This window comes from Microbacterium sp. BWT-B31, from assembly GCF_041379855.1.
In the GTDB taxonomy this organism is placed as follows: domain Bacteria; phylum Actinomycetota; class Actinomycetes; order Actinomycetales; family Microbacteriaceae; genus Microbacterium.
In genome coordinates this window covers 130,319-145,045 of the sequence record NZ_JBFECU010000010.1, presented here as the reverse complement: position 1 = coordinate 145,045, position 14,727 = coordinate 130,319, and the positions used below count along the sequence as shown (strand labels likewise).

The window sequence follows — 14,727 nt, the reverse complement described above, 5'->3', positions numbered from 1 at the left end:
CAGACCAGCAGCGAGCCGCAAGCTACCCCGCCTGGCTGCACCACTACAATCACCATCGACCCCACACCGGCATCGGAGGCCAAGCACCCATCGACCGCGTCCACAACGTCAATGGGAAGAACATCTAGTGCGGGTCGGGTCCGAATGCCTCGATCTGGAGGCCCTGGAGAATCTCTCGGGTCACGCCCCGCCAGTTGAAGCGGTGCAGGAGGTCGAGCGCAGCATCGACTGCAAGCTCACGCGGGTTGATGAGGCCGTCTTCCGGCGACAGGAGGATCTCGTAGTCCCAGACGTTGTCGTTGTAGGCGTAGGTGTCGTGGAGGCCGGATCGGGATCGGTGCGCGACTACGAGCACGAAGCGACGAAAGTTGTGCAGCGCGAGGTTGACGTTGAGTCGTTCTTCGGCGAAGTGCGCACGCTGGAGGCGGCCGGCGAACTCGATCACTTCGGTGAAATGCAGAAGCGGCAACCAGACTGGGAGGTGGCCACTGATCGGCTCACGTTCATCGAGGAAACCGTCGGGGTCGGGTCCGTAGTCGGCGATGGCGCGGCAGTCGAAGAACTGCCCGCTCTCGAAGAACTGCCACGTCTCCGGGTGCATGCTCGTGACTTCCTCGCCGACCCAGTCGCGCCCCCTGGTCGGGTGCTGCACCCATGGGAACGGCCATCCGCGTCGTCGCACGGTCGCGCCCTGAACGGCGGGGGGTAGCTCGGCGAATGGGACGCGACGCGCGCTGAAGGTCTCGGGGCGTATGGTCGTTACCATCTGCGGCGCGGTCGCGTCTAGCTCCGATCATCAGCGCCGTAGCTCTCGTCGTGCTGATCACCGGGATTGTGGCTCTCGCGAAGAACAAGCGCACCTGGCTTCGGTTCCCGTCGCGGCGGACCGCGGTTGTCTGGACTGCGGCGTCGGCTGTGGCATTCCTCGCCGCCGGGGGAGTAACGACGGTCGTGTACCCGAGCGCGGCCGAAGCGGGCCGAGCCGCACGCACTGTCGCGACCGCGGAACCCACGTCGCCCGCGGCGACGCCGGCAAAGACCTCGCCACCGTCGCCGAAGCCGACAGTCGAGTCCGTCGACGATGAGACCGCGACGCAGCCCTTCACCGGACAGGCGCAGACCGCCGCGCACAGCGGGGTCACCGCGGACCAGACCGCGCTCGCGGTGCTGGCGACGTTGCAGGTGAAGGGTCGCGCACCCAAGACCGGCTATGACCGCGACCAGTTCGGGCAACAGTGGTTGGACACCGACCGCAACGGATGCGACACCCGCAACGACATCCTCGCCCGCGACCTCACCGACGAGACGCTCTCCGGCCCGTGCAAGGTGCTGACCGGCACTCTCGCCGACCCGTACACGGCGAAGACAATCAGCTTCGTGCGCGGGCAGTCCACCTCTGCCGCGGTGCAGATCGACCACGTCGTGGCTCTGTCGGACGCGTGGCAGAAGGGTGCCCAGCAACTCACAGCAGACCAGCGCGCCACGTTCGCGAACGACCCGCTGAATCTGCTCGCGGTCGACGGTCCCGCGAATGCGCAGAAGAGCGATGGGGATGCCGCGACCTGGCTGCCGGCGAACAAGACGTTCCGCTGCACTTACGTCGCACGCCAGGTGTCGGTGAAAGCGACCTACGGACTCTGGGTGACACGAGCCGAGCGCGACGCCATCGAGCAGGTCCTCCAGACCTGCCCGACCGAGCCCGCCGTGACCTCGACCTACGCTGCCGCGCCGCCGGTCGAGGCTGTCCCCATCGTTGCGCAACCCGACCCTGCTCCCGCGCAGCCTGCCCCGGCAGAGCCGGCACCGGCGCAGCCCGCGCCGGCACCGGTCGAGCCGGCCCCCGCCCCAGCGCCGGTCGAGCCGGCCCCCGCCCCAGCGCCGGTCGAGCCGGCCCCCGCCCCAGCGCCGGTCGAGGTGTACTACAAGAACTGCGACGCGGTTCGGGCTGCTGGCGCGGCACCGATCTATCAGGGTCAGCCCGGATACGCGCCGCATCTGGACCGCGACAAGGACGGCATCGGCTGCGACACGTAGATCGTCCGTTCTTCGCACTCACGGACGAAGCGTCCGAGCTCGCTAGACCAAAGACGGGGTGTGACACTTCTTGTGGACAGTCGTTATCAGGAAGGGTCGGCGGGAGTCGATGTCTACGATTCGCAGGAAGTTCACTGCGGAGTTCAAAGCTGACGCGGTGCAGTTCGTGGTGGTCGGGAGCCGGTCGATCGCGCAGGTTGCTCGCGAGCTCGGGATCAACGAGAGCTCGCTGGGCTATTGGGTGAAGACGTACCGGGGGCTGCACCCGGACCCCTCGACCGCGCCACTGCCGGTCGAGGCGGCGCGGGTCGCGGCGTTGGAGGCCGAGGTGCGACGGCTGGCGGAGGAGAACGCGTTCCTGAAGAAAGCCGCGGCCTTCTTCGCGAAGACGCTACCGTGAACGAGAAGTTCGCGCTGATGCATGCGGAGAAGGCTCACCACGCGATCGAGTTCATGGCGAAGATGCTGAAGGTGTCCTGCGCCGGCTACTACGCCTGGGTGTCCCGGCGAGGAGCACTGTCGGCGGCGCAGGTGCGGCGCGCGGCGGTGACCGCGGCGGTGATCGGCTCTCACACCGGATCGGACGGGGTGAACGAGCACCGGCGGGTGCATGCGGACCTGACTGCCGGTGGCGTGCCCGCGTCGGAGGGCATGATCCGCGCGATCATGCGACGGCAGCAGATCGCGGGCGTGCAGCCGCGGACGAAGAAGCGGACCACGATCCCCGTCGACGACGCCGAGGCCCGCCCCGGCTTCACCTCCGACACCGCCCGCACCAAGCGCGTCGGCGATATCACGTATCTGCGGACCGGGGAGGGATGGCTGTATCTGGCGACAGTGATCGACCTGCACTCCCGCATGGTCGTGGGGTGGGCGATGGCCCCGCACATGCCCACCGAACTGATCAGCGCGGCGCTTGACCCCTGGTCTTGGACACGCTGATTTCAGCACGGTGCTGGGGAAGCGAGAATCCAAGGGATGGCAAGGAAGAACGACACGGACGAGTTCCGGCAGCGGGCGGTGGACTTGTACGAGTCGACGCCCGGTGAGACGTTGAAGGGCATCGCGGCGGATCTGGGGATCTCCCGTGGCGCGTTGCGGGAGTGGGCCTTGAAGCGCGGCTCCGGGATGACAACCGTGGGGGCGGCTCAGCTACCGCACCCCTGCGGACGTCAACGCCGAGCACACACGTCAGACCGCAGCCGCGGCCTGATCAACAAAGAGACCGTCTACGAAAGCTGACACAGCCCAATCCCCCGCAAACACGGAGATCATGGGCCATCGGTTTCACATTGAGTTCGGCTTTGCGTAAGGATTTGCGTAAGGATCGCGCAAACCCGGGAGTCAGAGCATTGCCGCAGGTCACAGTTGTCCAGGGCGACATCACCCACCAGCCGGTTGATGCGATCGTGAATGCCGCGAACCGCGCGATGCGGGGAGGCGGCGGTGTCGACGGCGCGATCCACAGGGCAGGTGGTCCGGCGATCCTGCGGGACTGCATCGCTCGATTTCCGAACGGACTCAGGACCGGTGATGCGGGTTGGACGACGGCCGGCGACCTGCGGGCGAAGTGGGTCATCCATGCCGTGGGGCCCGACTTCCGCTCGGGCGAGACTGACCGCGCGCTGCTCGATTCCTGCTATCGCCGCAGTCTCCAGGTCGCTGACGAGCTCGGCGCGCGCACGGTTGCCTTTCCCCTCATAGGTGCGGGCGTCTACGGCTGGCCGAAACAGGACGCCATCGACGCCGCGCTGGAGACGATCTGGGGCACCGACACACTTGTCGAAGCCGTGAACCTCGTCGCCTTTGACGACGCGACACGGGCCGCGATGCGATTCCGCCAAGGACGGGGCACCCCGCGGCGCATCTTGGAGGCTGTGGGGGAGCTGCACGCGCGCGGATTCGAACAGGTGCGCATTCATCCCGGGATGAGCGCTTCCGGACTGTACTGGCACGTCTCGATCGCGACGGCCGACAACTTCGACGAGTCGAGCAGGTTCCCGACCTTCCGAAACCAAAGCATGGTTGTCGATTACACGACCGGCAGCGGCCCCGACTTCCTGGATGCAACGGTCGACGAGGCGACCGAGGTCACGGCCGTCGCCGACCTCATCGTGGCGGCGTGGCCGTGGCTGAGCGATCCGGTGAGCGACCCTGACTATGCCGCGTGGTACCGGCGTCTGATCGGCCTCGTCGCCGAGTATGACTCGTTGCCCATCGCCTATGCGGAGTACTTCGACGACTCGCGAGGGTGGGAGGTGGGGTGGGGCAGTGGCGTGCTCATCGAGCCGCCGCCACGTGCGTTGCGCGGTGACCAGTGGGGCAAGGGATAGGCCGCCGATCCAGGCCGGGATGCTGCCATGCGATGACCGCTGCCGTGTTCGTCGCGGCACCCGTCGGGTGTGCACCGCTGGTCTGAAGAGAACTCGAGACACCGAACCGCGACTCTTGGCGGGCAGACGTTCCAGGTGGGCTTCAGGGAGCCGCGGCAGTGAGCGAGCGTTCGCGCGCGTTCTGCATGTGCGTCTGCATTGCGTCGATGGCGTCCAAAGGCTCTTCCGAAGAGAAGGCCCGCAGAATTGCCGCATGCTCTTCGGTCGCCTCGCTTACATCGCGTGGTCCGGATAGTGCGGCGGCGCGCATCTGGTGCGTCAATGCTGCGAGCCCGTCGTACATGTCCAATATGTAGCGATTGTGTGCCGCAGCGAATATCTGGCGATGAAATGCAATGTCGGCCGCGAAGTACTCCTGCGTCAACTGGACCGGAACGGGCCCGCGCGTCATCGCGTCGCGTACGCGATCGCCGGCCTCAATGTGCGCTGCGTGCAGAGAGCGAAGACCAGGAATCCATTGTCTGTCCGTTGCTGCGGCCATGGTCACGGCGGTGGTCTCTAGCATGATCCGGGCGCTGAACAGCTCACTGAGCTGTTCAGCGTCGAGGGGTTCCATCACTCGGTAGCCCTTGAGCGGCTCGCGCGCCACGAGTCCAGTGCGCTCGAGTTGCACCATCGCCTCTCTGACAGGCGTGGGTGAGACCGCGAGTTCGCGGGCGGTGGTGTCGATGGACAGTCGCGCACCCGGTTCGATCGTTCCTGCCAGCAGTCGCTCCAGGATCAGGTCATACACCTGATCCCGCAGCCCTCGGCGCTCGATGCCTCGCGCAGGGTCCTCGCTCGCGTTCATGGTGATCCATCCTTTGATTGCCAATCATAGATGATCGATCACCTTTTCGGCTTCCCACTTCCAAGTTCGTGTGGCATAGTTCCTATAGGATCGATAATAAGCAAGGAGATCTCATGGGCGACACGGAAGCACCCAGCGCCACCGAATGGCCGATAGCAGCGTGCATGCACGGCATCCCCGCTGTCGGTGACGACGGTCGGGGTTTCCACGACGCGCCCATATCGACATGGGACGATGCGTTTGCTCAGATCGCCGGAATGGGGCTCTCGACACTCGAGTTGGCAGACAGCCACGTGCGACCGGCAGATCTCGGCAGCGAGCGCACTGCAGAGATCTTCGATTCAGCCGCCCGCCACGGGGTGAGCTTCTCGTCAGTTCACGTGCAACGCAAGAGCGTCATCGAACCAGGTCGCGGCGAAGCGAACTTGGAATACGCCCACCGAACCATCGACGCAGCCGCGAGATGGGGGCTGAAACTGGTTTCCACCGGCTTGCATCAGCCTCTGACCCCGGCGCAGCGAGAAGCACTGTGGTTCTGGTCCGCCCAGGGGGCGGTGGACCCCGAGGACCCGGACATGTGGAACCTCGCCGTGCGGCGAATCCGGGACCTTGGCCACCACGCAGCCGAAGTCGGGCTCCCGCTTTCTCTGGAGATGTACGAAGACACGTACCTCGGCACGGCCGAATCAGCCGTGAGGTTCATCGAAGATGTCGGTCTGGACAATGTCGGGCTCAACCCCGATGTCGGAAACCTCATCCGCCTGCATCGACCGATCGAGGACTGGCAGGAGGTGTACTCCGCCACGCTTCCCTACGCCAACTACTGGCATGTCAAGAACTACACCCGCGATGAAACCGCCGACGGGCAGTTCATCAGCGCCGTCCCCTCGACTCTCGCCGACGGTCTGATCAACTACCGGCGCGTCATCCGTGATGCCGTCGCCATGGGCTATCGCGGCATCATCGTCACAGAACACTACGGCGGAGACAGCCTGGGCGCGTGCGAGACGAACGCGCGTTACATCCGCTCCGTGCTGCGCGGCGCGATCGCGGGCGGGGATCCACATCTGGTGAGCACACCGTAACCCAGCCCACAAAGATCACGGACCTCTCAAAAGGAATCGCCATGACCGCTTTCCCGGAATCACGTACTGTCATCCTGACCGGTGCTGCGTCGCCACGGGGCATCGGCCGCACAACGGCGCACTACCTCGCCGCGCGAGGCTGGCACATCGGAATCGTTGATCGCGACGTCGATGCCGCACGAGAGGTGGCCGACCGCATCGCGGCTGACCATGGCGTCCTCGCTGAGGCAGTCGGCGCGGATGTGTCCCAAAACGCCCAGGTGCGCGCCGCGTTCGACTCCCTCGAGGCCGCACTTCCGCCGATTGTCGCGTTCGTCGGACTGGCCGGCGTAGCGTCGCCGGTCTCGTACCTCGATGTCACGGACGAAGAGTGGCGGCGAGTCATCGACATCAACTTGAACGGCGTTCACTACACCACCCGCCGTGCGGTGGAAGCCATGCTGAAGCACGGCGTGGGCCGCATCGTCAATCTCTCGTCGGTCTCCGCGCAGCGTGGCGGGGGAACGTTCAGCAAGACCGCCTACTCCGCGTCAAAGGCGGGCGTCATCGGTCTCACGCGGAGTCTGGCTCGGGAACTCGGGCACTACGGAATCACCGTCAATGCCATCTCGCCCGGCCCTATCGACACCGACATCATGGGCGGGACGCTGACAGATGAGCGCAAGAGCGCGATGGCCGCAGATGGCGTCCTACCCCGTATCGGGACTCCGCGCGACATCGCTGCGGCGGTCGCGTACTTCATCAGCGAGGACGCAGGTTTCGTGACCGGGCAGACGCTCAATGTCGACGGGGGCCTCTACATGCACTGACCCCGCGACCGACCGGACCGAAACCACAACCCTTCCCGAAACCACATCCCCCCAAACCATCGGCGCTTCACAGCGCCCTGCCCAATGGAGTGCACTCATGACGACGACCGCTGCTTCGCCCTTGCTCGGGATGGCCGTGCGGAAGGCGATGCTCCGAATCATTCCCTTCCTCTTCGTCTGCTACATCATCGCCTTCCTCGATCGGGTGAACGTCAGCTACGCATCCCTGACGATGAATGCCGACATCGGACTATCGGATGCCGCGTACGGTCTCGGTGCCGGCATCTTCTTCATCGGGTACTTCCTCTTCGAAGTGCCAAGCAATCTGCTGCTCAAGAGGTTCGGCGCCCGAGTCTGGATCTGCCGGATCATGGTGACCTGGGGCATCCTGTCCACCGCGATGGCGCTCGTGAGCAACGAGTGGTTCTTCTACGTGCTCCGTTTCCTCCTCGGCGTGGCTGAGGCCGGATTCTTCCCCGGCGTCATTCTCTACCTGGCCACGTGGTTCCCTCAGCATCAGCGCGGTCGAGCCACGGCACTCTTCATGATGGCGATCCCGCTGTCGGGCCTCCTCGGCGCGCCGCTGTCGGGATGGATCCTCAGCCTCGACGGAATGTGGAACCTCGCCGGATGGCAGCTGCTCTTCGTGCTCGAAGGAATCCCGGCGATCGTCGTCGGAATCCTGGTTCTCGTTCTTCTGCCGGCCTCGCCACGGAATGTCAAGTGGTTGACCGCGGACGAGTGTGCGGCGTTGTCGGACGTCCTCGCAGCCGAGGCGACGGCGACTGAGAAAACGGGCGGGCACACTCTCCGTGACGGACTCCGGACACCGCTGGTGTGGTGGCTCAGCCTGGCGTATTTCGGAACGGTGGCCAGCCTCCTCGGACTGGGGTTCTGGCTCCCGAAGATGGTGGAGGAGATCGCTCATCAGGGCACGACTGCAACGACCTGGATCACGGCGATTCCCTACCTCTTCGCCGCAGTCGTGATGGTGCTGGTGGCCAGCAGCTCGGACAAGCGGGGCGAGCGCCGTCTGCACACTGCCATCCCAGCCTTCGTTGCCGCCGTCAGCCTCGTCGCCAGCGCGTTTGTCACCGAACCGGTCATCGCGATCGGCCTTCTGTGCCTGGTCGCCGCCGGAATCTACGGATGCAACGGCACGTTCTGGACCATCCCGTCCGCGCGGCTCACAGGCACCGCAGCAGCCGCCGGCATCGCGGTGATCAACTCCATCGGAAACCTCGGAGGCTTCGTCGGACCGTTCGCGCTCGGCTGGGTGCGGGAGACCACGGGCAGCAATCAGCTCGGGCTTCTGTTCCTCGCGGCCCTTGCGCTCATCGCTGCAGCAATTCTGTATACCGTCGGTCCGCGCCGCCACGTTGCCCATGTCGACCGATCCCTCGAGGGGGTCAACTCATGACGGCGTTCGGCGTCACGGTTCTCGATCTCGAGCAACCGCGATTCGAGGGTATGCCCCTGCATCCGGCCCATCAGCAGGCGGGATACTCCTTCTTCCTCCACCGCCGACACCAGGACTGGGAGAACCCCAACGCACGATCCAGTGCGGCAGGGATGCTCATCTGCTCGGATCATTCCGGAACCCATATCGACGCGCTCTGCCACCAGGCCGAAGGCATGCTGATGTGCGGTGACGTCGCGGTCGACGTCTCGACGCAGACGCCGAAAGGCTTCACCAAGCTCGGCATCGAGACCCTGCGTCCGATCTATTCACGCGGCGTCATGCTCGACGTCCCCGCCGCACTGGGCATCGACGTGATTCCTCAGAAGTACCTCGTCACAGCCGCGGATCTTGAGGAATGCCTCCAGCGCCAAGGCACGACGATCAAGCCCGGCGACACCCTTTTGATCCGCACCGGCAACGGACGGTTCTGGCGTGACACCCAGCGCTACTTCGACGGACCCGCCATCGGGTCCGATGCCTCGCAATGGCTCGCTGCTCAGGCCCCGGTCGCCGTCGGCGCGGACAACGTCGGATGGGACCTGCCCGGATTCGTCGACCCGGTGCTGGGCGATCTACCCGGTCACATCGTCCTGCTCGTGCGGGCTGGTGTGCACATCATCGAGAGCATCCACCTCGAACCGCTCGCCGAGATCTCCTGCTACGAGTTCGAATTCGTGTGCTCCCCGCTGAAGCTTCAAGGAGCTACGGCTTCGCCGGTACGACCGCTCGCGATCGTGCGATGACGCGTCTGTGGAATAGTCCGGCGGACTTCGCCGACGAGATGATCGATGGCTTCGTGGCGGCCAACGGCCGATACGTGCGGCGCGTAACGGGCGGTGTCGTGCGCGCCACGGCGTCGCCGGAGGGCCAGGTCGCGGTCGTCGTGGGCGGTGGGGCGGGCCACTACCCCGCGTTCGGAGGCCTCGTCGGCCCCGGACTCGCGCATGGCGCTGCGATGGGCAACCTGTTCGCATCACCCTCCACTCAGCAGGTGCTCGCGGTTGCGAAGGCCGCCGACAACGGCGGGGGCGTGTTCTTCTCCTACGGCAACTATGCCGGTGACGTGTTGAACTTCGAGGCCGCTCAGCACCGCCTCCGGGCGGAGGGCGTTGCTGCCGCGACGGTGGCGGTGACGGATGACGTCATGTCGGCGAGCCTGGACGAGAAGCACAAGCGGCGCGGGATCGCGGGAGACCTGACGGTGTTTCGCACCGCGGCCGCTGCTGCGGAGGCAGGCTACGACCTCGTCGGGGTGGCGGCGGTAGCGGCGAAGGCCAATGAGCGAACCCGGTCGTTCGGGGTCGCATTCACCGGTTGCACCCTCCCAGGCGCTCTGGAACCGCTCTTCACGGTGCCGGCGGGACGGATGGCGATCGGACTGGGCATTCACGGTGAGCCGGGCATCGATGAGGCCGGCATCCCGACTGCCGACCAGCTGGCCGAACTGCTCGTGTCGCGGCTGCTCGAGGAACGTCCCGATGGGGCGGACGGGCGCGTCATCCCGATGCTCAACGGCCTCGGATCGCTGAAGCACGAGGAGATGTTCGTCGTCTACCGGCGCATCGCACAGCTGCTGGCCGATGCGGGCCTCGACATCATCGACCCGCACGTGGGCGAGTTCTGCACGAGCTTCGATATGGCCGGCACGTCCTTGACGCTGTTCTGGCTGGACGACGAGCTCGCGACCCTGTGGGAGCACCCCGTCGACACCCCCGCCTATCGGCGCGGGACGGTCGCGGTGCGCAGTGCCTCCGTCGGGTTGGATACCCCCGTCGAAGCCGAGGCAGGCATCCCCGACTCCGACGACCAATCGCGTTCCGTCGCCCGGACGGTGCTGGCCGCGGTCGCCGCGATCGTGCGGACGATCGACGACAACGTCGCGGAACTCGGCCGGATCGACGCGATCGCCGGTGACGGAGACCACGGGATCGGGATGCAGCGCGGCTCGCACGCGGCGCTCGCCGCCGCGCGCGCGGCCGTCGAGAAGGGCGCCGGCGCGCGCACCACGCTGGAGCGCGCCGCGGACGGCTGGTCCGACAGAGCAGGCGGCACCTCTGGCGCCCTGTGGGGCGTGATCCTCACCCGGATTGCCGAGAAGCTCGGCGACACCGGCACACCCTGCTCTGCGGACATCGCCGCAGGCATCGCCGCCGGAGCGCATGGTGTGACCGACTACGGCAAGGCCGAAGTGGGCGACAAGACCCTCGTCGACGCGCTCGTGCCGTTCGCGACGACGCTCACGCAGGCCATCGACACTGGAGCGTCACTTGCCGAGGCGTGGGCGGCGGCGTCGGAGGCTTCGACCCTGGCCGCCGCGCAGACCGCGGAGCTGCTGCCCCGGATGGGCCGTGCCCGCACGCACGGAGAGCACGCCATCGGCACACCCGACCCCGGAGCGATCAGCCTCGCGCTCGTCGCGACCGCTCTCATCGACGTCCTGAAGGAGACCTGACATGAGCGACCTGACCCCCCTGCGGCTCGTGATCGGCTGCGATGACGCGGGCTTCGACTACAAGGAGATCCTCAAGAAGGATCTCGAAGCCAACCCGCTCGTCGCGTCGGTGGTCGATGTGGGAGTGGATGCCGACGGCCACACCGCCTACCCGAAGGTCGCCATCGCTGCCGCCGAACTCGTCGCCAGCGGCGACGCCGATCGAGCACTGCTGATCTGCGGCACGGGCTTGGGCGTTGCGATTGCAGCGAACAAGGTCGCCGGTGTCCGAGCCGTCACCGCACACGACTCGTTCTCGGTCGAGCGGTCCGTCCTGTCGAACGACGCACAGGTGCTCTGCATCGGGCAGCGAGTCGGCGGCATCGAGCTCGCGCGCCGCAACGTGCGCGAGTGGCTCACCTACCGCTTCGACACCACGAGTTCTTCGGCCGAGAAGGTCGCCGTCATCGGCCGGTACGAGACCACGGGGCTGTGCTGATGAACACGACGGTCACGATCGGCGTGTCGCTCAAGACGTACTTCGGCAACGCGCGGGCCCGCGAATGGCTCACCACCACTGCCGCGTGTGCCGCCATGCACCCCGCCGTGGTCGGCGGCGCCGTCCGATGCTTCGTCGTCCCCACCTATCTGCAGGTCGACGACGCCCTCACCGCGTTTGCCGGAACCCGTGTGCTCGTCGGCGCCCAGGACGTATCGCAGTTCGAACCCGGCGCGTACACGGGAGAAGTCACGGCCGCCGAGCTGGCCGAGATCGGCGTCGCAGTCGCCGAGATCGGCCACGCCGAACGCCGCCGTCTCCTCGGCGACACGGACGAGGTCGTCGCTGCGAAGGCGCGAACGACCCTCGCCCACGGGATCACTCCCGTGCTCTGCATCGGCGAGACCGACCGGGCGATGGATACCGCGGCCACCGCGATCGCTCAGCTGCGCGTGGCGCTCGAGGGTGCCCCAGCCGGTTCCGTCATCGTCGCCTACGAACCGGTGTGGGCGATCGGCGCGGCCGAACCGGCGCCCGCTGATCGCATCGTCGCCGTCGCCTCGGCGCTTCGTGCCGAACTCGACCGCATGCCGGGGCGGGACGGTTCGGCAGTCATCTACGGCGGCTGCGCCGGGCCCGGCATGCTCGCCGACATCGGTGACGCCGTCGACGGACTCTTCCTCGGTCGCTTCGCTCACGACCCCGACAACCTCCTCGCGGTGCTCGACGAAGCATCCATCCTCGCAAAGCGCAGAGCAGATGCACGATCTGGCCGCGCATTGCGAGCCGGGCACCGAGTGTCAGCTGAGTGGAGTCGAGGGCTGATGGGGGCGTAGGCCGCCCCGGCTGGGCGACCAACAGCCCGCTTGCGGCGAGGCGGAACAGGGCCTCGCCGGCGGGGGCGCGGCTCACGCCGAGCCATTCGGCCAGGTCGCCGTCCTTCGGCTGCTCTCCGGGGGTGGAGGGTGCCGTCGACGATTGCACACCATCGACGCGGATCTCCACCCGGCTCGCCCTCGCAGGTCAGGTGGTCGCGCCGCCGCCTGCCACCCGCCTGGACAGCTCCCATGCTTGACGCAGCAGGGCGTCGTCGAGGTCGGAAGCCTCGGTGTCCGCGTCGGGTCCGGACGCCGGGCCGTGCACCAGCGCATGCAGCTGCTCCATGCGCTGGTCGAGCTGCTCCGCGGCCTTGGCGGCGTCGGCGAGCTCGGCGGCGAGGTGCGCGGGCACGTCTCCGTCGTACTTGTAGCGGATCTTGTGCTCGAGGCTGGCCCAGAAGTCCATCGCGATCGTGCGGATCTGCACTTCGACGACCACCGGCACGGGACCCGTGGAGAGGAACACGGGGATCTCGATGATCACGTGCAGGCTCTTGTAGCCGTTGGGCTTCGGGTGGGCGATGTAGTCCTCGATCTCGAGGACGCGGATGTCGTGCTGCGAGGTGAGCGCGTCGAGGACGCGGTACGTGTCGTCGATGAAGCTGCAGGTGATGCGCACGCCCGCGATGTCTGTGACTTGCGCCCGGATGGCGGCGAGCGTCGGCTCGCCGCCCTTGCGGACGACCTTCTCGAGGATGCTCCGCGCGCTCTTGACGCGCGAGGTGACGTGCTCGATGGGGTTGTAGCGGTGCAGGTGCATGAACTCTTCGCGGAGGATGGTCACCTTCGTGAGCACCTCGTCGACCGCGAATCGGTGCTCCATCATGAAGCGCGCGAAATCCTCCCGCATCTGCCGGGCGAACGCGAGCAGGTCCTTGTCGGCGGGGGGCGGCATCCCGTCGCCGGAGTCGGCCGTCACGGACGCCCGCCGAGTTCCTGTGCACTGCCGCACCGGTCGATGATCGGACTCCTGTCTCTGCGCCCGCCAGCCGATGGGGCTGCACCGGGGTGGCTCACGCGCTTGAGAGTCTAGACAAGCCCCGCAAGCCGGGCGACCGCATGCGCTGGGCACCCGGCGCCATGCGCCGCGGATCGACCGATTGCGGCTCGGTCAGCGCGGCGGCGGTCCTGCCCGCTCACCGTCGGAGCGCGCGTGCGCCAGACCGCTCGCCGCGCCGAGCGCCGCGCCGATGAGGGTGTCGACGATGCGCGCCCAGACGACGGATGCATCGACCTGGCCGGTCGCGGCGCTGGTCAGCAGCAGCACGAGGGGCGTGATGAAGGCGAGCGCGAGGGCGTAGTTGCGCACGACGAAGATCTCGACGGCGAACTGCAGCACGCCCATGAGGAGCGCAAGCCACAGTCCTGACGGATGCAGCAGCGTCAGCAGCAGGAAGATCCCGGCCCCGGCGAGGGTGCCGATCACGCGATGGATGCCGCGGTTCAGCGCGAGCTGGCGCCTGGTGGCCACGCCGATCACGGCGATGCCCGCTCCGACGATCCAGTAGGCGCGATGCGGGTCGACGACGGCGCCGATCGCGACTCCGGCGGCGCAGACGGCGACCGCGCGCGCGAACAGCGCGCCGACGGGACCGCGCAGAGCCGTCGCCGGTGCGATGCGCGCGAGCGGTCGTGCGCGGATGCGCCGGCCCTGGCGCCGCACGAGCGGTGCCAGGGCGATCAGGTAGGCGATGACGAGCCCCGCTAGGAGCGCAAGCAGCAGCGTGACCGCGCCGGTGGGCGAGCCGGCGGAGCCGACCTGCGCCGACAGCCCGTACACGAGCACGAAGAACACCGGCCCCGGGGCGCCGAGCGAGCGACCGTAGACGCCGGCCGCCGAGGCGACCGTCACGGCGAACAGCCCGACCAGCAGCGTGACCTCCGACCACGCGGCCAGCAGGCCGAGCGCCGCGCACAGATACAGCCCTGCGCCGAGGACGGGCAGCAGCTTGGCCCGCTCGACGGTCGGCAGCTGCGACCCGAAGATGACGATGAAGGCGCCTGCGGATGCCTGGAAGCCCACCCGCGGCTCCCCGGCGATCGTCGCCGCGGCGATCGGCACGGCGATCGCGAGCGAGGCCTGCAGGGCGAGCGGCCAGCGCCGCACCGGCGACGGATGGAACCGGACGAGGCTGCGCAGCGCCTCGATGCCCGCGCGGGTCCAGTGCGATCTCGCCACCGGTCCATCCGACCACAGTTGCGCCACGGCGCAACCCCCTGGCGAGCACGACCGCGACGCGGGAAAGTGGGGCGTACTGGCGGAGCATCCGCCCGCCGGGGCGAGCCGGCAAGGGGGCGAGGTGAACGTTTCGCATCGCGCGCACCGTTGCGTTCTCATGGGCATCG

Annotated in this window: 17 protein-coding genes; 13 read left to right on the top strand and 4 right to left on the bottom strand. The window is 67.3% G+C overall.

All coding sequences use genetic code 11. From position 1 onward, the window contains the following. Nucleotides 1–128, top strand: a 128-nt coding sequence (locus AB1K54_RS12025; protein ID WP_371202991.1) for an integrase core domain-containing protein, incomplete at its 5' end; no start/stop codon positions are given. Here AB1K54_RS12025 and AB1K54_RS12020 read toward each other — a convergent pair. Further along, a complete protein-coding gene (locus AB1K54_RS12020) occupies nucleotides 125–601 on the bottom strand; it encodes a hypothetical protein (RefSeq protein ID WP_371202989.1) in 477 nt (158 codons plus the stop codon). The two genes, AB1K54_RS12025 and AB1K54_RS12020, sit on opposite strands and share 4 nt — an antisense overlap. 314 nt (nucleotides 602–915) lie before the next feature. On the opposite strand from AB1K54_RS12020, the gene AB1K54_RS12015 reads away from it, so the two are divergent. From AB1K54_RS12015 to AB1K54_RS11995, 5 genes are all read left to right on the top strand, one after another. Then, nucleotides 916–2,034 (top strand): DUF1524 domain-containing protein, encoded by a 1,119-nt coding sequence (locus AB1K54_RS12015; RefSeq protein WP_371202988.1) that lies wholly within the window; start codon nucleotides 916–918, stop codon nucleotides 2,032–2,034. A 109-nt stretch (nucleotides 2,035–2,143) separates the two neighbouring features. Continuing rightward, nucleotides 2,144–2,434: a transposase gene (locus AB1K54_RS12010; protein ID WP_371202987.1), complete on the top strand. Its 291-nt coding sequence runs from the start codon at nucleotides 2,144–2,146 to the stop codon at nucleotides 2,432–2,434. Next, nucleotides 2,431–2,976: a DDE-type integrase/transposase/recombinase gene (locus tag AB1K54_RS12005; protein ID WP_371202986.1), complete on the top strand. Its 546-nt coding sequence runs from the start codon at nucleotides 2,431–2,433 to the stop codon at nucleotides 2,974–2,976. Before AB1K54_RS12010 ends, AB1K54_RS12005 begins: the two co-directional genes overlap by 4 nt. A 36-nt stretch (nucleotides 2,977–3,012) precedes the next feature. Beyond that, nucleotides 3,013–3,276 carry a transposase gene (locus AB1K54_RS12000; RefSeq protein ID WP_371202985.1) on the top strand — a complete coding sequence of 88 codons (264 nt, stop codon included), beginning with the start codon at nucleotides 3,013–3,015 and terminating at the stop codon, nucleotides 3,274–3,276. Nucleotides 3,277–3,326: 50 nt separating this feature from the next. After that, nucleotides 3,327–4,367: an O-acetyl-ADP-ribose deacetylase gene (locus AB1K54_RS11995; protein ID WP_371202984.1), complete on the top strand. Its 1,041-nt coding sequence runs from the start codon at nucleotides 3,327–3,329 to the stop codon at nucleotides 4,365–4,367. 142 nt (nucleotides 4,368–4,509) lie between these two features. Here the strand turns inward: AB1K54_RS11995 and AB1K54_RS11990 are convergent, their stop codons facing one another. Further along, a complete protein-coding gene (locus tag AB1K54_RS11990) occupies nucleotides 4,510–5,217 on the bottom strand; it encodes a GntR family transcriptional regulator (RefSeq protein ID WP_371202983.1) in 708 nt (235 codons plus the stop codon). A gap of 113 nt (nucleotides 5,218–5,330) precedes the next feature. Between AB1K54_RS11990 and AB1K54_RS11985 the strand changes: the two genes are divergently transcribed. From AB1K54_RS11985 to AB1K54_RS11955, 7 genes are all read left to right on the top strand, one after another. Then, nucleotides 5,331–6,302 carry a sugar phosphate isomerase/epimerase family protein gene (locus tag AB1K54_RS11985; protein ID WP_371202982.1) on the top strand — a complete coding sequence of 324 codons (972 nt, stop codon included), beginning with the start codon at nucleotides 5,331–5,333 and terminating at the stop codon, nucleotides 6,300–6,302. A 41-nt stretch (nucleotides 6,303–6,343) separates the two neighbouring features. Next, nucleotides 6,344–7,111, top strand: coding sequence for an SDR family NAD(P)-dependent oxidoreductase (locus tag AB1K54_RS11980; protein WP_371202981.1), 768 nt, complete (start codon nucleotides 6,344–6,346; stop codon nucleotides 7,109–7,111). Nucleotides 7,112–7,208: 97 nt separating this feature from the next. After that, on the top strand, nucleotides 7,209–8,531 hold the full coding sequence (locus AB1K54_RS11975; RefSeq protein ID WP_371202980.1) for an MFS transporter: 1,323 nt from the start codon (nucleotides 7,209–7,211) through the stop codon (nucleotides 8,529–8,531). After that, entirely contained in the window at nucleotides 8,528–9,316 is a 789-nt protein-coding gene (locus AB1K54_RS11970; protein WP_371202979.1) for a cyclase family protein, read from the top strand. The genes AB1K54_RS11975 and AB1K54_RS11970 overlap by 4 nt, the downstream gene beginning before the upstream one ends. After that, nucleotides 9,313–11,025 carry a dihydroxyacetone kinase family protein gene (locus tag AB1K54_RS11965; protein ID WP_371202978.1) on the top strand — a complete coding sequence of 571 codons (1,713 nt, stop codon included), beginning with the start codon at nucleotides 9,313–9,315 and terminating at the stop codon, nucleotides 11,023–11,025. The genes AB1K54_RS11970 and AB1K54_RS11965 overlap by 4 nt, the downstream gene beginning before the upstream one ends. A 1-nt stretch (nucleotide 11,026) precedes the next feature. Continuing rightward, nucleotides 11,027–11,503, top strand: a complete 477-nt coding sequence (locus AB1K54_RS11960; protein WP_371202977.1) for a ribose-5-phosphate isomerase — start codon at nucleotides 11,027–11,029, stop codon at nucleotides 11,501–11,503. Then, nucleotides 11,503–12,339: a triose-phosphate isomerase gene (locus AB1K54_RS11955; RefSeq protein WP_371202976.1), complete on the top strand. Its 837-nt coding sequence runs from the start codon at nucleotides 11,503–11,505 to the stop codon at nucleotides 12,337–12,339. The genes AB1K54_RS11960 and AB1K54_RS11955 overlap by 1 nt, the downstream gene beginning before the upstream one ends. 187 nt (nucleotides 12,340–12,526) lie before the next feature. Here AB1K54_RS11955 and AB1K54_RS11950 read toward each other — a convergent pair whose 3' ends face one another. Next, complete coding sequence (locus AB1K54_RS11950) at nucleotides 12,527–13,276, bottom strand: GTP pyrophosphokinase family protein (protein ID WP_371202990.1); 750 nt, start codon at nucleotides 13,274–13,276, stop codon at nucleotides 12,527–12,529. Between the two features lie 216 nt (nucleotides 13,277–13,492). Then, entirely contained in the window at nucleotides 13,493–14,560 is a 1,068-nt protein-coding gene (locus AB1K54_RS11945) for an FUSC family protein (RefSeq protein ID WP_371202975.1), read from the bottom strand. Between the last annotated feature and the right edge of the window lie 167 nt (nucleotides 14,561–14,727).